Annotated in this window: 17 protein-coding genes; 4 read left to right on the top strand and 13 right to left on the bottom strand. The window is 66.0% G+C overall.

The window, feature by feature from the left end:
• Nucleotides 1-58: 58 nt before the first annotated feature.
• A complete protein-coding gene (locus IB256_RS21575; RefSeq protein ID WP_192404037.1) occupies nucleotides 59-493 on the bottom strand; it encodes a PGDYG domain-containing protein in 435 nt (144 codons plus the stop codon).
• A gap of 207 nt (nucleotides 494-700) precedes the next feature.
• Here IB256_RS21575 and IB256_RS21580 point away from each other — a divergent pair, with 207 nt between their 5' ends.
• The 3 genes from IB256_RS21580 to IB256_RS30800 all read left to right on the top strand — a co-directional run bounded on the left by IB256_RS21580 (nucleotide 701) and on the right by IB256_RS30800 (nucleotide 1551).
• Nucleotides 701-1138 (top strand): hypothetical protein, encoded by a 438-nt coding sequence (locus IB256_RS21580; RefSeq protein WP_081518042.1) that lies wholly within the window; start codon nucleotides 701-703, stop codon nucleotides 1136-1138.
• A 21-nt stretch (nucleotides 1139-1159) separates the two neighbouring features.
• Nucleotides 1160-1348 carry a hypothetical protein gene (locus IB256_RS21585; protein ID WP_138522443.1) on the top strand — a complete coding sequence of 63 codons (189 nt, stop codon included), beginning with the start codon at nucleotides 1160-1162 and terminating at the stop codon, nucleotides 1346-1348.
• A gap of 74 nt (nucleotides 1349-1422) precedes the next feature.
• Nucleotides 1423-1551, top strand: a complete 129-nt coding sequence (locus IB256_RS30800; protein ID WP_017516671.1) for a hypothetical protein — start codon at nucleotides 1423-1425, stop codon at nucleotides 1549-1551.
• Between the two features lie 118 nt (nucleotides 1552-1669).
• On the opposite strand, the gene IB256_RS21590 is transcribed toward IB256_RS30800, so the two are convergent.
• The 11 genes from IB256_RS21590 to edd form a co-directional block, all read right to left on the bottom strand.
• Complete coding sequence (locus IB256_RS21590; protein ID WP_192289160.1) at nucleotides 1670-2506, bottom strand: D-hexose-6-phosphate mutarotase; 837 nt, start codon at nucleotides 2504-2506, stop codon at nucleotides 1670-1672.
• 181 nt (nucleotides 2507-2687) lie between these two features.
• On the bottom strand, nucleotides 2688-4046 hold the full coding sequence (locus IB256_RS21595; RefSeq protein WP_138212817.1) for a carbohydrate porin: 1359 nt from the start codon (nucleotides 4044-4046) through the stop codon (nucleotides 2688-2690).
• 52 nt (nucleotides 4047-4098) lie between these two features.
• Nucleotides 4099-5259 (bottom strand): ABC transporter ATP-binding protein, encoded by a 1161-nt coding sequence (locus tag IB256_RS21600; RefSeq protein ID WP_192404038.1) that lies wholly within the window; start codon nucleotides 5257-5259, stop codon nucleotides 4099-4101.
• An 11-nt stretch (nucleotides 5260-5270) separates the two neighbouring features.
• Nucleotides 5271-6116 carry a carbohydrate ABC transporter permease gene (locus tag IB256_RS21605; protein WP_192289164.1) on the bottom strand — a complete coding sequence of 282 codons (846 nt, stop codon included), beginning with the start codon at nucleotides 6114-6116 and terminating at the stop codon, nucleotides 5271-5273.
• The gene (locus IB256_RS21610) at nucleotides 6109-7035 is read right to left on the bottom strand and encodes a carbohydrate ABC transporter permease (RefSeq protein WP_192289166.1); all 927 of its coding nucleotides are present in this window, start codon (nucleotides 7033-7035) and stop codon (nucleotides 6109-6111) included. The genes IB256_RS21605 and IB256_RS21610 overlap by 8 nt, the downstream gene beginning before the upstream one ends.
• Nucleotides 7036-7137: 102 nt before the next feature.
• Complete coding sequence (locus tag IB256_RS21615; RefSeq protein ID WP_192289168.1) at nucleotides 7138-8400, bottom strand: ABC transporter substrate-binding protein; 1263 nt, start codon at nucleotides 8398-8400, stop codon at nucleotides 7138-7140.
• Nucleotides 8401-8777: 377 nt separating this feature from the next.
• Nucleotides 8778-9143, bottom strand: coding sequence for an endonuclease domain-containing protein (locus IB256_RS21620; RefSeq protein ID WP_192404039.1), 366 nt, complete (start codon nucleotides 9141-9143; stop codon nucleotides 8778-8780).
• 253 nt (nucleotides 9144-9396) lie between these two features.
• Nucleotides 9397-10818 (bottom strand): ATP-binding protein, encoded by a 1422-nt coding sequence (locus IB256_RS21625; RefSeq protein ID WP_192404296.1) that lies wholly within the window; start codon nucleotides 10816-10818, stop codon nucleotides 9397-9399.
• A 19-nt stretch (nucleotides 10819-10837) separates the two neighbouring features.
• Nucleotides 10838-11572 carry a response regulator gene (locus IB256_RS21630; protein ID WP_081518033.1) on the bottom strand — a complete coding sequence of 245 codons (735 nt, stop codon included), beginning with the start codon at nucleotides 11570-11572 and terminating at the stop codon, nucleotides 10838-10840.
• Between the two features lie 47 nt (nucleotides 11573-11619).
• Nucleotides 11620-12618, bottom strand: coding sequence for a glucokinase (locus tag IB256_RS21635; RefSeq protein WP_225601897.1), 999 nt, complete (start codon nucleotides 12616-12618; stop codon nucleotides 11620-11622).
• A gap of 115 nt (nucleotides 12619-12733) precedes the next feature.
• On the bottom strand, nucleotides 12734-14560 hold the full coding sequence (edd, locus tag IB256_RS21640; protein WP_192289172.1) for a phosphogluconate dehydratase: 1827 nt from the start codon (nucleotides 14558-14560) through the stop codon (nucleotides 12734-12736).
• 128 nt (nucleotides 14561-14688) lie between these two features.
• Between edd and gap the strand changes: the two genes are divergently transcribed.
• Nucleotides 14689-15693 (top strand): type I glyceraldehyde-3-phosphate dehydrogenase, encoded by a 1005-nt coding sequence (gene gap, locus IB256_RS21645; RefSeq protein ID WP_192289174.1) that lies wholly within the window; start codon nucleotides 14689-14691, stop codon nucleotides 15691-15693.
• Nucleotides 15694-15966: 273 nt separating this feature from the next.
• Here the strand turns inward: gap and IB256_RS21650 are convergent, their stop codons facing one another.
• Complete coding sequence (locus IB256_RS21650) at nucleotides 15967-16149, bottom strand: DUF1289 domain-containing protein (protein ID WP_081518029.1); 183 nt, start codon at nucleotides 16147-16149, stop codon at nucleotides 15967-15969.
• Nucleotides 16150-16302: the final 153 nt, after the last annotated feature.

A 16302-nucleotide genomic window follows, 5' to 3' on the forward strand; every position in this document is an offset into this window, starting at 1 on the left:
GCCCGCCAGCACAGACCATAGCCGCTGGCGGGGCGTGGAAGCCAGTGCGGGGGCGGTTTCAGTCGGCCAGGCGATAGACCTTGGCGAAGCGCTCGGCCTTCACCACACCGTAGTCGCCGGGGGCGTATTGCATGACCCAGTCGCCAGCGGCACCGGTGAGGCGGTCGCCACCGGCCGAGCGCAGCAGGGTGAAGGGTTCGTCCATGCGCCGGGCCAGCACCGGACTGGGGATGTTGCGGTAGGCACCCGGCTCGCCGTGGGTTAGCGCGGTGTCGGCGGGCCGGTACTTCGGATCGAAGCGCTCGCGGGAGACGACCCAGCGCTCGCCGGTCGCGCCGCTGATGATCGCGTCGCCGACGGCATAACGGTTCGGGCCTTCGAGGCTCATCAATGCGCCTGCCACCGCAGCGAATTCGACGGTAACGGTTTCGTCCTTCACCACGCGCTGCGCGGCGGGATCGGTGCGGAGGTCGACCTGGGTCAGTTCGATCATGGCGGGACTGCGGACCTGCGGAAAAGGTGGGGGAAAGAACGGGGGCAAGCCTACTCGCAAAAGAATCGCCCTGCGAGAAGCCAGCCGCTGGTGGTGCTCTACACTCACTGACCATGCGTGCCGTCACGACACTCCCGGCCGAACCCAGCCCGCTTTCCGGCGGTCGCACCTACTGAGCCAACCCCATCAGCCGTACAGGAATCTCCCATGCCGTTTGCCCGTCTCGCCCTGCCCTTCCTGTTGCTCACCAGCCTTGCCGTCCACGCCGAAGACACTCCCGAAGAAGCGAAATTCCTCAAGGAATCGGCGGACTATTTCGACCAGGTGACCAAGTCCAACCTGCCACGCCAGGTAGACAAGGTGACGACCCTCAACAGCGTGCAGCTCGACCCGGCGAAGAAGATGCTGTATTACCGCTACGCCATCTCCAACCTGCGCCTGGACGCGATGGACCTGGGCGCCCGCGCCAAGTTCGAGAACGGCCTGAAGAAGCAGCTCGAAGGCACCACCTGCGAGCAGCCCGACCTGCTGCAGCGCTTCCGCGAGCACCACCTGAGCGTCACCCACGAGTACGCCGGCAGCGACGCCAAGCCGCTGGCCAGCATCACCATCGACCCGCAGACCCTGAGCTGCGCCAAGACCTGACACTGCACCGAAGAACCGCCGATGAGCCGTGCCGACTACCACCAGGAAAACGCCCAGCGCGCCGAAGCCGAAGCCCGGCGCCTGCTGGCCGAACGCGACCCGCTCGGCGCCCGCTGGCTGCCCTGGGTAGCCGGCGAGCTGTACCGGCTGAGCCCACCGCACTACGCCAACATGGTGCGCCGCGAGCTGGAGCGCCTGACCGCCGGCTGAACAGCCGCCTTCCACGGGACTATGCTGAAGCAGTCAGCTCTCGGCCCGAGGGCGTCCCGTTGGAGGACAGGCTCGTGAAAGGTCTCGACGCGAAGAAACAGGCGAAGAAGAAGCCGCTGAAAACCGCGCACGAAAAACGCATGGCCAAGCGGCAGAAGAAAACCGGCAAGTCGCTGCTGGGTACTCCGCAGCAACCGTCCTGAGGGCGCGCCCCTCGTTCTGCGGATGGCCTCGGTGAGGCTGTCCGCTCACCTTTCTTCCCGCCCCTACAAGTGTGTTCCGGCGCACCGCCCAGGTAAGAGTGCGCGAAACCAATCCGGGTCAGATCAATCCGGCCCGCAGATTCAGCAGCATCCGCTCGCCCTGGGCGAGAATCAGCCCGCCGGCGCGATAGCCGGCGGCGCCGATGCACAGGAAGCGCTCCGCTTCACCCGGCTCCACCTGCTCCACCGCGCGGCTGCCGGGGTGCCAGATGACACTGCCGGCGCTGGTGTTCTTGTCGATGCGCAGGCGCCGCTGCCAGCCGGCATCCTCCAGCACCAGGGAACCGGTGTTGTAGAGCACCTGCTTGACCGCGCCACGGGGAGCCCAGGTGTTGGGCAGGCCGCTGGCCTTGCCGTCCAGCTCCATCCCATGGACCACCGAGCGGCGCAGCGAACCCACGCGCCAGTAGGGCTGCAGGGCGAAGCTGAAGAGGCAGTCGCTGTCATCTTCGTGGTAGCTGGAGAGTTCGATGTCCAGATCCTGGCCCAGGCGCGCTTCCAGGCGCACGTGCCAGTCCTCGATATCCAGCTGCCAGCTGACCACCACCTTGCTGTCGTCGGCCCAGGCATCGAGCATGCGCCACTCGCGCTGGCGCGCCCAGCCGTGCTGCGGCCAGTCGGCTTCCACCGGGTGGCTGCCAAACCAGGGCCAGCAGACCGGGATGCCGCCGCGGATCGGCGCCGTGCTCAGGCTCGGCCACTGGCTGGAGCACCACAGCAGCGGGCGCTCGCCGCGCGGCTGGAAGTGCAGCAGTTGCGCGCCCTGGCGGCTGAACACCGCCTGGCATTGCGGATGATCGATGAGCAACAGGTCGCGACGCTGGAAGCGCACCCAGTCGAAGGGACGCTTGCCCCGCATGGAATGAAAAAAGCGCTGCAGCGGATGCTCGAGCATTGTCCGGATGTCCTGATCCAATCCCTGCCCGGACATTCCGGGGCGTGAAGATCTCTGTAGTTTCACTACATCTTACAGAAAAGGCGGCGATTCTAACCGCAAAGCCTAGTCACGCGCAGCGCCCGCGCCAATGAAAAAAAGGCCCGTCACAAGGACGGGCCAGGTTCGCACCAGGGAGCAATCAGAAGCTGGACTGGATCTTCAGGCCGGCGACCACAGCGTTGTTGACCTCGTCAACGCCGCCCGGATGGCGGATGTACTGCAGGTTCGGCCGCACGGTGAGCCAATTGGTCACATGCACGCCGTAGTACAGCTCGGCGTTGTACTCGGTGTCCTGGATGGGCTGGTACAGCGGGTTGTCGTAGTCGTCGATGCCGTTGACCTGGTTCACCAGGCGCTGGCGATCCTGCACGTCGTCGTTGACGTGGATGCGCGCCACGCCGAAGCCGATATCGTCCTTGGGCCGCGCGTCGAACGGGCCCTTGTAGACCACGCCGAGCTGCTGGTAGTTGTCGACGGTGTTGGTGGCCTTGTCGTGGACGGTGAAGTTGGCGAACAGGCTCAGGCCGCGCGAAGTGTCGCCGTCATGGGCGGTGACCTGCTGCTGCGCCACCACCCACCAGCCGTGCTTGCCGCTGTGGGTCTTGGCCGGCTCGCCGGTGAGCGCCTGCGGGTTGCCGTTGACGTCGTCGTACACGTCGTCAGCCTCGGCAGTGCTGTAGTAGTAGCCCAGGCGGTATTCGCCGGGCAGTTGCTGGGCGCCGACCTTGGGCATCCAAACCAGCTCCACCGGCAGGATGGTGCCCTTGGTGCCGCTGCCGTTGAGCTTGAAGCCGTTGCCGGTTTCCAGGTTCGACGGGTTCTGGTTGTACGCGCCGACCTGGGCGTACCACTCGTCGTTGAAGTTCCACTTCACGCGGGCTGCCCACTGGCTGACCGGCCAGTTGTACCAGATGCCGCCGACCCAGTTGCCCACCTGCGAGCCGCAGAAGGCCAGGTTCTGGAAATCGCAGGGGAAGCTGTTGAAGTCCTCGCCCTCGCCGAAGCGGCCGACTTTCACGTCCAGCGCGCCATCGAAGTACTGCTGCTTGATCCACATCTGCGTCAGGCGCCAGGTCTGGCCACGGCCCCAGACTTCCTGCACGGAGCTGAACTGCCCGGCGCGCGGGTCGCTGATACGGTCGTTGGAGAGGTTGCGGCCGCTACGCTCGGTGACCGTCAGCTGGAACTCGGTGGCGTCCCAGCCGAGGATCTTCTGCAGGTCCAGGTGGGTGCCGAGGGCGAACTGGTCGGAGTAGCGCGCCGTGGTGTGCTGGTCGTAGCCGCCGCCCAGGTTGCTGGCGGCCTCGCCGACGTAGTCGAGCTTGAAGTCGTAGCCCTTCTCCAGCAGCTCGGTGCGCTTGCCGCCCCAGTCACCCAGGCCCCACCTGGACTCGGATGAGAAGGCATCGGCGGCATGGGCGACGTTGCCCGCGCAGCCTAGCGCGAGCAGGCAGCCCAGGGTTCTTGCTGCAGGCCGGTTGTTGTTGTTCTTGTGCATCTCCAGCGTCCTCGTTGTCTTGGTTTCTAGCGTAGTTACAGGCAGGGGTGTTTCAGGAATGCTTCTGGCGGGCCAGCGGCGTCACCTTGTTCGCGCCGTCGCCGCGCGGCTCGGCGCGCAGGCGCTCGCCGCTCTGCGCGTCGAACAGCAGCGCGCGGGAAGGATCGAAGCGCAGCTGCAGGGACGAGCCCGGCTGGGGCGCCTGGTCCGGCGCGAGGCGGCAGCAGACCTTGGCGCCATTGAGCGTGACGAAGGCCAGGGTGTCCGGGCCGGTGGGCTCGACCACCTCGACCTCGGCGCGCAGGTCGCTGGGACCGTTGGCGCCATCAGTGGCCAACTGCACCTGTTCCGGGCGCACGCCGAGGATCAGCTCGCGGCCTTCGATCAGCCCGGCCTGCAGTTGCAGCGGCAGCTCGCAGCGGTCCTGGCCGCTGTCCAGCAGGCCGACCAGCCGGCCGCCCTGCTGCTGGACCTTGAGCGGGATGAAGTTCATCGGTGGCGAACCGATGAAGCTGGCGACGAACAGGTTCGCCGGGGCGTTGTAGATCTGCTGCGGTGTGCCGAACTGCTGGACGATGCCGTCCTTCATCACCGCCACCTTGTCGCCCAGGGTCATGGCCTCGATCTGGTCATGGGTCACGTACACCGTGGTGGTCTTCAGGCGCTGGTGCATCAGCTTGATTTCGGTGCGCATCTCCACACGCAGCTTGGCGTCGAGGTTCGACAGCGGTTCGTCGAACAGGTAGATCTTCGGCCGCCGCGCCAGCGCCCGGCCCATGGCCACGCGCTGCTGCTGGCCGCCGGAAAGCTGCGAGGGCTTGCGTTCGAGCAGGTGCTCGATCTGCAAGAGCTTGGCCACGCGAGCCACCTCGGCGTCGATCTCGGTTTTCGGCAGCTTGCGGATCTTCAGGCCGAAGGCGATGTTCTCGCGCACGCTCATGGTCGGGTACAGCGCGTAGGACTGGAACACCATGGCGATGTCGCGATCCTTCGGGCTCATGCCGCTGATGTCCTGGCCATCCACCAGGATGGCGCCACCGGTGACGTTCTCCAGCCCGGCGATGCAGTTCATCAGGGTGGATTTGCCGCAGCCCGAAGGGCCGACCAGGATCAGGAACTCGCCCGACTCGATCGCCAGGTTGATCGACTTCAGGGTGTCCGCCAGGCCTGCGCCGTAGGACTTGTGCAGGTTGTGCAGTTCAAGGGTGGACATCGGTGCTTACCTCAACCTTTGACGGCGCCGGCAGTGAGCCCGCGCACGAAGTACTTGCCGGCCAGTACGTAGACCACCAGCGTGGGCAGCGCCGCGATCATCGCGGCCGCCATGTCGACGTTGTATTCCTTCACGCCCGTGCTGATGTTCACCAGGTTGTTCAGAGCCACCGTGATCGGTTGCGCGTCGCCACTGGCGAACACCACACCGAAGAGGAAATCATTCCAGATCTGGGTGAACTGCCAGATCAGGCAAACCATCACGATGGGGGTGGACATCGGCATCAGAATGCGTAGGAAAATGGTGAAGAACCCCGCGCCGTCCAGGCGCGCGGCCTTCACCAGCGCATCCGGGATCGCCACGAAGTAGTTGCGGAAGAACAGCGTGGTGAAGGCCAGGCCGTAGATGCAGTGCACCATCACCAGGCCGGTGGTGGTGTTGGCCAGGCCGAGCTTGCCGAGGGTGAAGGACATCGGCAGGAGGATGACCTGGAACGGCAGGAAGCAGCCGAACAGCAGCGCGCCGAAGAACAGCTGCGAACCGCGGAAGCGCCACATCGACAGCACGTAGCCGTTCATGGCGCCGATGAAGGTGGAGATCAGCACGCCCGGCACGGTGATCTTCACCGAGTTCCAGAAGTAGTCGCCCACTGCGCCCCAGGCTTTCACCCAGCCAACCACGGTGAACACGTCCGGCAGCGCCAGCAGGTTGCTGCTCCTGATGTCCTCAGGCGACTTGAAGCTGGTCAACAGCATCACCAGCAGCGGGATCACGTACAGCGCCACGGCGCCCCAGAGGGTCGCGTGCACCGCCAGGCGGCTCAGGCTGAACGACGGTTTCAGGGTCGAGTCATGCATGGCGCTTGCCCCGCAGTTCGGAGTACAGGTACGGCACGACGATGGCCAGCACGGCGCCCAGCATCAGCATCGCGCTGGCCGCGCCCAGGCCCATCTGGCCACGGGTGAAGGTGTGGGCGTACATGAACATCGCCGGCAGGTCGGAGGAGTAGCCGGGGCCGCCGGCGGTCATCGCGGCGACCAGGTCGAAGCTCTTGATGGCGATGTGCGCGAGGATCATCAGTGCGCTGAAGAACACCGGGCGCAGGCTCGGCAGGACGATGCGCAGGTAGATGGTCGGCAGGCTCGCGCCGTCCACCTGGGCGGCACGCACGATGGCCGGGTCGACCCCACGCAGGCCGGCAAGGAACAGCGCCATGACGAAGCCCGAGGCCTGCCATACGGCGGCGATCACCAGGCAGTAGACGACCCGCTCCGGGTCCACCAGCCAGTCGAAGCGAAAGCCGGTCCAGCCCCAGTCGCGCAGCAGCTTGTCCAGGCCCAGGCCGGGATTGAGCAGCCACTTCCAGGCGGTGCCTGTGACGATCATGGACAGCGCCATGGGGTACAGGTACACCGTGCGGATGAAGCCTTCGCGACGGATGCGCTGGTCCAGCAGCACCGCGAGGAACACCCCGAGCACCAGGCAGACGCCGATGAACAGGCCACCGAACAGCAGCAGGTTCTTGCTCGCCACCCACCAGCGGTCGTTGTCCCACAAGCGCAGGTACTGGCTCAGCCCGGCCCAGCTGTAGGCCGGCATGAAGCGTGAGTTGGTGAAGGACAGCAGCAGCGTCCAGCCGATGTAGCCGTACACGCAGACCAGCACCACGAGCATGCTCGGGGCCAGCACCAGCTTCGGCAGCCAGGCCTGCAGGCCATCGAGCAGCGAAGCGCGTGGCGCGACAGCAGGAGTGAAAGTCGGAGATCGGGTCGCCATCTGCTTTCTCGAGGATGAGTGAGCCCACCCGGGCCGCCATGGCGGCCCGGAGTCGTTCAGTTGGGAAGAGAGGCCGGCTCCGCGACGGAGCCGGCGAGCGTGTTACTGCGCGGCGGCCTGGATGGCGGCGCCCAGTTGCTGCGCGGCCTTCTGCGGGTCGGCGGCGGGGTCGTTGAAGAAGTTGGTGACCACGTCGAAGATCGCGCCCTGTACGTAGCTGGAGGCGGCCATGCTGTGGGCCATGCTTGGCACCAGGTTGCCGCTGGCGGAAGCGGCCTTGAAGTCCTTCATCGACTGCTGGGCGCAGCTGTCGAACGGCGTCATGTCGACGTCCAGGCGCACCGGGATCGAGCCCTTGTTCAGGCTGAAGTCCTTCTGGAAGGACGGGTCGAGCACCGCGCGCGCCAGGTCTTCCTGAGCCTTGCGGTTCTCCTCGTTGCTCAGCTTGAACATCACCAGGGAATCGATGTTGTAGTCGAAGGCCTTCTGCGTGCCGGGGAACGGCAGGCACTGGTAGTCCTTGCCCGCCACCTTGCCGGCGGCGGTGAACTCGCTCTTGGCCCAGTCGCCCATGATCTGCATGCCGGCCTTGCCATTGATGACCATGCCGGTGGCGACGTTCCACTCACGTCCGGCAGCGTCGGCGTCGACGTAGCCGTGCAGCTTCTTCAGCGCGGCGAAGACGTCGGCCATCTGAGCACCGGTGAGGGTTTCCTTGTCCAGTTCGACGAAGGCCTTGCGATAGCCCTCCGGGCCCATCTTGCTGAGCACCAGGTTCTCGAACAGGGTGCCGTCCTGCCAGGGCTGGCTGCCGTGGGCCAGCGGCGTGAAGCCGGCAGCCTTGAGCTTGTCGGCGGCGGCGAAGAATTCGTCGAGGGTGGTCGGCGGCGTGGCACCGGCCTTCTTGAAGACTTCCGGGTTGATGTACAGCCAGTTCACCCGGTGCACGTTGACCGGCACGGCCACGTAGTCGCCCTTGTACTTCATGATCTGTGCGACCTGCGGCGGCAGCAGCTGGTCCCACTTGCCTTCGGCGGCGACGTCATTGAGGTCGGCGAGCAGCCCCAGCTCGCCCCACTCCTGGATGTCCGGCCCCTTGATCTGCGCGGCGGCCGGCGGATTGCCGGAGACGGCGCGGGTCTTCAACACGGTCATGGCCGCTTCACCACCGCCACCGGCGACGGCGAAGTCCTTCCAGGTGTGCCCCTTGGCTTCGACGAGTTTCTTCAGGGTTTCGGCAGCGCGCTTCTCACCGGGGGAAGTCCACCAGTGCAGCACTTCGACTTCACCGGCGTGGGCCAGCAGGGGGGAGAGACAGAGGGAGGAAAGACAGATGGCGGCCGACAGGCGACGGATCGCATTCATGGGGAGCACCTTGTTCTTGTTATTGGAGGCAAGTCTTTGCTTGCGATGGTCCGAGTCTATCCAAGGCATTCCGTTCTCCGGGTAACGAAGCGATCTTTGATTGTCACGAGGTGGTGACATTGGGGCTTGGGGTTGATACGAGCGTGGAGGTGGATTGGAGCGTGAAAGCGCGCTTACGGATACCCCCTGGGGGATTTCCGCTCGGCCTACCACCCTCTCCCCCGCCCTGGCTGCGCCCCCCGCTCCGAAGGGAGAGGGAGTTGTCCTCTGCCGTGCCAGGTGTGCAGTTCGCCTGATGCCATCGGAGCTTTCAAATATCAATGGAGAGGCCGGCTGAAACCGAGGTCTCGCTTCACGCCGAACGGCCCCCTCTCCCTTCAGGGAGAGGGTTGGGGAGAGGGCAAAGCGTCCGCATCGAGCGCCAGACGTATCGCCTCCAGCACCGAATCCATCTTCGACAGCACATCATGATTCCAGAAGCGCAGCACCATGAACCCCCTGGCCTTGAGCCACGCGTCGCGCTGCTGACCCTCACTGGAATCCAGATGCTGCCCACCATCCAGCTCAATGATCAACAGGCGTTCGTGACAAATGAAATCGATGATGTAGGGCCCGATGACCTTTTGCCGGCGGAACTTGAGGCCGAGGAAGCGGTGGGCGCGCAGGTGGTGCCAGAGGGCGCGTTCGGCTTCGGTCTGGCCATGGCGGAGTTGTTTCGAGAACTGGGTGAGGTGGGAGGTCATTGGGTTGGCTCCGGCGGGGCTACGCCTGGAGGCTAGTGCCTCGGCCCACCACTCTCTCCCCAGCCCTCTCCCTGAAGGGAGAGGGAGCTTTCCGAGCTGCCTGTAGGCTTCTGCGTCCACTCACACCGTGGCATCAAGCCAACTCCGTGGTTACCACTCGCGCCGATCCAGTCCCCTCTCCCTTCAGGGAGAGGGTTAGGGAGAGGGGCGCAATAACCGAGCACTCCGGAGCGACCAAGAGCAACCAACCGCCCTACTCAACCTCCAGCCGCGGCAACCTCAACGTCACTCGCAGCCCACCCTCACGGCGGTTCTGCAGGGTGACTTCGCCGCCGTGGGTATGCGCGATGTTGCGCGCAATGCCCAGGCCCAGGCCGTAGCCCTGGCCACGCTCGGACAACCGGAAACGCGGTTCGAAGACTTTCTCCAGGCGCTGTTCCGGCACGCCTGGGCCCTGGTCGTCGACGTGCAGGACCACCGCGTCGGGATCATCCTCGATGCTCAGCTGGGCGCGGCCGCCGTATTTCAGGGCGTTGTCCAGCAGGTTGCCGATGCAGCGCTTGAGCGCCAGCGGCTTGCCCGGATAAGGCTCGAGCGCCGCGCCCAGTACCTCGACACGGCCGTCGGCGATGTAGGGCCCGGCGACGTATTGCAGCAACTGGTTGAGGTCCACCGACTCGACGTTTTCGTGGATGTCGGTGTCCTTCACGCATTGCAGCGCGCCCTTCACCAGCAGTTCCAGTTCGTCGAGGTCGTGGCTGAACTTGTCCTGCGCCTGTTCATCCTCCAGCAGCTCCACGCGCAGGCGCAGGCGGGTGATCGGCGTGCGCAGGTCGTGGGAGATGCCACTGAACAGCTGCGCACGTTCGTTGACGTAGCGGTCGATGCGCTCGCGCATGGTGTTGAAGGCGCGGGAGACCTCCACCAGCTCACTCGCGCCGCTCTCCTCCAGCGGCTGTTCCTCGCCGCCCAGGGCGATGTCGCGGGCGGCGCGGGCCAGGCGCTTGAGCGGGCGGCTCTGCCAGTGCACCAGCAGGCCGGTGAACAGCAAGAGCAGCAGACTGGTGAAGGCGATGGAGATGACCTGCTGCGGCGGCAGGCCCTCGGGCTCCAGGGTGACGTAGGGCGCCGGCATCAGGCTGGCGATGTACAACCATTCGCTGACGCCGATGCGGATCTGCGTGACCAGCACCGGCGGGTTCACCGGTTCCAGGGTCAGCGCGTAGTGCGCCCAGGAACGCGGCAGTTCCTCCAGCTTCAGCTCGCCGTTGAACAGCCGCAAGTCGTCCGGGCTGACGAACTCCACCTGCAGCTCGACGTCCTTGCCCAGCTTCTGGTGCAGCACGTCCTGCACGATATCGATCACCGCCTGCTTGTTGGTGGTGTCCGGGAGAGCGCGCAGGTTCAGCGGGCGTTCGTTGAGCGAGACGAAGAAGCGCGTACCGCCCATGCTGCGCAGCTGGTCGAGCACCAGCGGACGATAACCGATGGGCAGCGAGCGAAAGTAGCTGACGCTGGCGGCCATGGAATAAGCCAGGCTGCGCGAGCTGGTGAGCAGGCCGTCGCGCTGGCTGGTGCGCAGGTGGGATATCCAGAACAGGCTCGACAGCCCCTGGGCGATCAGCACCGCCAGCAAGGTGAGCAGCAGCATGCGGCCGAGCAGCGAGCGCGGCACCAGGGCCCAGCGGCGGCGTTCACTCATGGCCGGCGAGGTGCGGACGAACCTGGGCGGCCAGCAAGTAGCCGCTGCCGCGCACGGTCTGGATCAGCCGCGCCGGTTTCTCGGTGTCGCGCAGACGCTGGCGCAGGCGCGACACGGCCATGTCGACGATGCGCTCCAGCGGCATCACCTCGCGGCCACGGGTAGCGCTGGCGATGGTGTCACGGTCGAGAATCTGCCGGGGATTGTCGAGGAACAGCTTGAGCAGGGCGAAGTCGGCGCCGCTGAGGAAATGCTCCTCGCCGTCCTCGTGGAACAGCCGGTGGCTGATGGTATCCAGCCGCCAGTCGTCGAAGGCGATGACTTCGCCGCCGCGCACCTGGGTGAACTGCGCGCGGCGCAGCAGCGCCTTGATCCGCGCCAGCAGTTCGCGGGGGCTGAAGGGTTTGCCGAGGTAGTCGTCGGCGCCCAGTTCCAGCCCCACCACGCGGTCGGCCTCGTCGGAGCTGGCGGTGAGCATGATCACCGGCATGCAGGCATGGCGCTGGTGCGAGCGAATCCAGCGGCACAGACTGAAGCCGTCTTCGTCGGGCAGCATCACGTCGAGGATCGCCAGGGCGGCGTCCTCGTCGCACAGCGCGCGGCGGAAGCTCTCGCCATCGGCGACGCTGCGTACCTGAAAGCCGGCACGGCTGAGGTAGGTTTCCAGCAGCTCGCGGATTTCCTGGTCGTCGTCCACCAGCAGGATGGATCGGGCAGGCTGGTTCACTTCGGGCGTCCTTTGTTCTTGTTGTTCTTCAGGGATGAAGCGGGGTGTCAGCCTTCGTTGCGCAGCGCCTGCTCCAGGGCCACGCCCGCGCCGAACAGGCCCGGATGATCCGCCGTCATGACCCACACCGGAACCGGGTCGAGGTACGGCCCGCTGGTCTTGCCACGGGTGCGGAAGGCCTCGGCGAAGCCGCTGCGCTGGAAGCGTTCAAGGAAGCGCGGGACGATACCGCCGGTGATGTACACGCCACCCAGCGCACCGACCGTCAGCACGGCGTTGCCGGCGACGCGCGCCAGCCAGACGAAGAACTGTTCCAGCACCGCGTCGGCATAGGCGTCGCCGGCCATGGCGCGTTCGCCGATCTCGGCGGCAGTCGCGCACTGCGGCTCCACCCCATCGAGCTGACAGCTCATGCGGTAGAGGTTTTCCAGGCCGCTGCCGGAGAGCACGCGCTCGGCCGAGACGTGGCCGTATTTCTCGCGCAGCAGTTGCCAGAGGGCGAAGTCACGTTCGGAGGTCACCGGCAGGTCGACGTGGCCGCCTTCGCAGGGCAGCACTTCCCAGCCGCCACCCGGCAGCGGCATCAGGCTGCCGACACCCAGGCCGGTGCCCGGACCGATGATCAGCTTGGCGCGGCCTTCCAGCGCCTTGCCGGGGCGCACCTGCACCAGGTGTTCCTCCGACAGCCGCGAGGCCGCCCAGGCCATGGTGCTGAAGTCGTTCACCAGCAGCAGGTGGCTCAGGCCCAGCTCGGCGCGGAAGGCGTCGCGGCGAATCACCCAGTGGTTGTTGGTGAACTTGAAGTCGCCGTCGCCAACGGGGCCGGCGCAGGCCAGGCAGACGTTATCGACGGCCGACAGCGGCTGGCCGACGCGCTGCAGGTAGTCGCGCACGGCGTCTTCCGGGCGCGGGTAGTCGGCGCAGGCCAGGACCTGGATGGACTCGAGGACTTCACCGCGCCACAGGGCGAAGCGGGCGTTGGTGCCGCCGATGTCGCCGACCAGGGCGAAACCGTTCGAGGCGGGCTGAGCGTTGTTGGAAATCATTGTGGGCTCGTGCCTGGAAGTGGAGGAAAAGGTTCAGCGTAGGACAGCGCCGAAGGCTCTCCCGTGCGACAGACAGGCAGTCACGCCGCTCGGAAGACTCCATCAAGTACGCGTCTCAGCGCAAGCCGTCGAGCTCGGCGGTGAAGCTGCAGGCGCCCTGCTCGGCCGAACTGAAGGCATTGCGCATGAAGGCGAACAGCTCGCGACCCATGCCGACATTATCCAGTGTCGGGGTCTCGACGAGCGGACGGGCATCCCACTCTGCGGTATCCACCAGCACGCGCAGCTCGCCGGTAGTGCCGTCGACGCGCACCACATCGCCGTCGCGCAGTTTGGCCAGCGGGCCGCCGTTGAGCGCCTCCGGAGACACATGGATCGCCGCCGGCACCTTGCCGGAAGCGCCGGACATGCGCCCATCGGTGACCAGCGCCACCTTGAAGCCACGGTCCTGCAGCACGCCAAGGAACGGTGTGAGCTTGTGCAGCTCCGGCATGCCATTGGCGCGCGGGCCCTGGAAGCGCACCACGGCCACCAGGTCACGCTCCAGCTCGCCGGCCTTGAAGGCGGCGGCCAGGCTCGACTGGTCGTGGAAGATGCGCACCGGGGCTTCGACGATCTGGTGCTCCAGCGCCACGGCGGAAACCTTCATCACGCCGCGACCAAGGTTGCCTTCCATCAGGCGCAGGCCGCCTTCGGCCGAGAACGGCTTGTCGATGGGGCGCAGGATGTTCTCGTCCAGGCTCGCCGCCGGACCTTCGCGCCAGACCAGCTTGCCGTCGTCGAGGAAAGGTTCCTGGATGTAGCGACGCAGGCCCTTGCCGACCACCGTCTGCACGTCTTCATGCAGCAGGCCGCCGTCGAGCAGCTGACGGATCAGGAAGGACATGCCGCCTGCCGCCTGGAAGTGGTTGATGTCGGCCTGGCCGTTGGGATAGATGCGCGCCAGGGTCGGCACGATTTCGGAGAGGTCGGCCATGTCCTGCCAGGTCAGCTGGATGCCGGCGGCCTGGGCGATGGCCAGCAGGTGCAGGGTGTGGTTGGTCGAGCCGCCGGTGGCCAGCAGCGCCACTACCGAGTTGACCATGGCCTTCTCGTCGACGATCTCCGCCATGGGCACGAACTGGCCGTTCTCCGGCGCCAGGCGCGCAGCCTGGCGCGCGGCTTCGCGGGTCAACTCGTCGCGCAGCGGGGTGTTCGGGTTGACGAAGGAAGCGCCCGGCAGGTGCAGGCCCATCACCTCCACCAGCAACTGGTTGGTGTTGGCGGTGCCGTAGAAGGTGCAGGTGCCCGGCGCGTGGTAGGAGGCCATCTCCGAGGCCAGCAGCTCCTCGCGGGTGGCCTTGCCTTCGGCGAACAGCTGGCGCACCGCGGCCTTCTCCTTGTTGGAGATACCGGTGGGCATGGGGCCGGCGGGCACGAACACCACCGGCAGGTGGCCGAAGCGCAGCGAGCCGATCAGCAGGCCGGGGACGATCTTGTCGCATACGCCCAGGCACAGCGCGGCGTCGAACATGTTGTGCGACAGCGCGATGGCGGTGCCCATGGCGATCACGTCACGGCTGGCCAGGGACAGTTCCATCCCCGGCTCGCCCTGGGTCACGCCGTCGCACATGGCGGGCACGCCGCCGGCGAACTGGCCGACCGAGCCGATCTGCCGCAGGGCGTCCTTGATCAGTTCCGGGAAGCGCTCCAGCGGCTGGTGCGCGGAAAGCATGTCGTTATAGGCGGAGACGATGGCGACGTTGGCCTGGTTCATCAGCCGCAGCGCCTGTTTGTCGGAATCACCACAAGCCGCGACGCCGTGGGCGAGGTTGCCGCAGGGCAGCGTGCCGCGGTGCGGACCCTTGGTGGCGGCTGCCTTGACCAGATCGAGGTAGCGCTGACGCGTGGCCGCGCTGCGGGCCTGGATGCGCTGGGTGACTTCAAGCACACGAGGGTGCATGGCAGCATTCTCCTACAGACTATCGGTTGTTGTTTTTACAACATTATCGTTGATTACTCGGTGTTTACTTTTCATCAACGTGGAAATTTAATTGTTTTTACCACAACAAAAGAAAAGAGACGACCTTCATGACTATACGCCTGGCAATCAACGGATTTGGCCGCATCGGTCGGAACGTACTCCGCGCGCTCTACTCGGGCCCCTACCGCCAACACCTGCAAGTGGTGGCGATCAACGACCTGGGCGACGCCGCGATCAACGCCCACCTGTTCCAGTACGACAGCGTGCATGGGCGCTTCGCCGGCCACGTCGAGCACGATGCCGAAAGCCTCAGGGTAGAGGGCGACCGCATTGCCGTCACGGCGATCCGCCATCCGGCCGAGCTACCGTGGAAGGCCCTGGGGGTGGATATCGTGCTGGAGTGCACCGGCCTTTTCACCTCCCGCGACAAGGCTGCGGCGCACCTGCAGGCCGGCGCGCGCCAGGTGCTGATCTCCGCGCCCGGCCAGGACGTGGACGCCACGGTGGTGTTCGGTGTCAACGAAGGCATCCTGCGCGCGGAACACCGCATCGTCTCCAACGCCTCCTGCACCACCAACTGCCTCGCGCCGGTAGCCCAGGTGCTGCACCGCGAGCTGGGCATCGAACACGGGCTGATGACCACCATCCACGCCTACACCAACGACCAGAACCTCTCCGACGTCTACCACAGCGACCCGTACCGCGCGCGCTCGGCTACCCAGTCGATGATCCCGACCAGAACCGGCGCCGCCGAAGCCGTTGGCCTGGTGCTGCCGGAACTGGCGGGCAAGCTGACGGGCCTGGCGGTGCGGGTGCCGGTGATCAATGTGTCGCTGGTGGACCTCACGCTGCAGGTCGCCCGCGACACCAGCGCCCAGGAGGTCAATGCGCTGCTGGAGCGCGCCAGCGAGCGCTCGACGATCCTCGGCTTCAACGGCCAGCCGCTGGTCTCGGTGGACTTCAACCACGACCCGCGCTCGGCCATCTTCGACGCCAGCCACACGCGGGTGAATGGCCGGCTGGTGAAAGTGATGGCCTGGTACGACAACGAATGGGGTTTCTCCAACCGCATGCTGGATACGGCGCGGGCGATGGTTGCGGCACGCGGCTGACATTCTGTAGGGCGCATAACGCGCCAGCGTTATCCGCCGTGGAGGATGCGGCGGATAACCCGTTCCGGGTTATTCGCCCTACGCCTGGAGTGCTCGCTGGAACCATGGCATTCACTTTCCGCTGCCCTCACCCTAACCCTCTCCCAGAGGGAGAGGGGACTGTCCGGTGCAGGAGGAAACGAGGGTGTCAGCCGGCACGATCTGCCCCCTCTCCCTTCAGGGAGAGGGCTGGGGAGAGGGGACCCCAGGCACGGCGTTACCGTCAAACACCACTCAGCGGTACAGCCTTTTCCCCTGCGCCTCCAGCACCAGCAGGCGCATGTCCGCCTCGGCCAGGATCGCCTCCTGGCCCAGGTGGTCGACGCGCTTCCACGCCTTGATTTCCTCACGGCTGCGGCCGCAGCCCAGGCAGATGCCCTCTTCGAACTCGCAGACCTTGATGCACGGACTCTTCACGGACTTCCTCTCGATTCGATGGGTGAACGTCAGTGGGCCTGCACAATGGACACCCGCGCGGCGCCAAGGTCCAACTCGATTTCCCCATCGGCGCCATCGACACGGGTTATCGAAGCGGGCAATCGAAGGCTGCGCGCCTTGCTAGAATCCGCC

The organism is Pseudomonas sp. PDM17 (assembly GCF_014851985.1).
Classification (GTDB): domain Bacteria; phylum Pseudomonadota; class Gammaproteobacteria; order Pseudomonadales; family Pseudomonadaceae; genus Pseudomonas.

Coding starts and splice junctions, on each gene's coding strand:
- IB256_RS21575 (WP_192404037.1), bottom strand. CDS start 493: ATGATCGAACTGACCCAGGTCGACCTCCGCACCGATCCCGCCGCGCAG.
- IB256_RS21580 (WP_081518042.1), top strand. CDS start 701: ATGCCGTTTGCCCGTCTCGCCCTGCCCTTCCTGTTGCTCACCAGCCTT.
- IB256_RS21585 (WP_138522443.1), top strand. CDS start 1,160: ATGAGCCGTGCCGACTACCACCAGGAAAACGCCCAGCGCGCCGAAGCC.
- IB256_RS21590 (WP_192289160.1), bottom strand. CDS start 2,506: ATGCTCGAGCATCCGCTGCAGCGCTTTTTTCATTCCATGCGGGGCAAG.
- IB256_RS21595 (WP_138212817.1), bottom strand. CDS start 4,046: ATGCACAAGAACAACAACAACCGGCCTGCAGCAAGAACCCTGGGCTGC.
- IB256_RS21600 (WP_192404038.1), bottom strand. CDS start 5,259: ATGTCCACCCTTGAACTGCACAACCTGCACAAGTCCTACGGCGCAGGC.
- IB256_RS21605 (WP_192289164.1), bottom strand. CDS start 6,116: ATGCATGACTCGACCCTGAAACCGTCGTTCAGCCTGAGCCGCCTGGCG.
- IB256_RS21610 (WP_192289166.1), bottom strand. CDS start 7,035: ATGGCGACCCGATCTCCGACTTTCACTCCTGCTGTCGCGCCACGCGCT.
- IB256_RS21615 (WP_192289168.1), bottom strand. CDS start 8,400: ATGAATGCGATCCGTCGCCTGTCGGCCGCCATCTGTCTTTCCTCCCTC.
- IB256_RS21620 (WP_192404039.1), bottom strand. CDS start 9,143: ATGACCTCCCACCTCACCCAGTTCTCGAAACAACTCCGCCATGGCCAG.
- IB256_RS21635 (WP_225601897.1), bottom strand. CDS start 12,618: ATGATTTCCAACAACGCTCAGCCCGCCTCGAACGGTTTCGCCCTGGTC.
- edd (WP_192289172.1), bottom strand. CDS start 14,560: ATGCACCCTCGTGTGCTTGAAGTCACCCAGCGCATCCAGGCCCGCAGC.
- gap (WP_192289174.1), top strand. CDS start 14,689: ATGACTATACGCCTGGCAATCAACGGATTTGGCCGCATCGGTCGGAAC.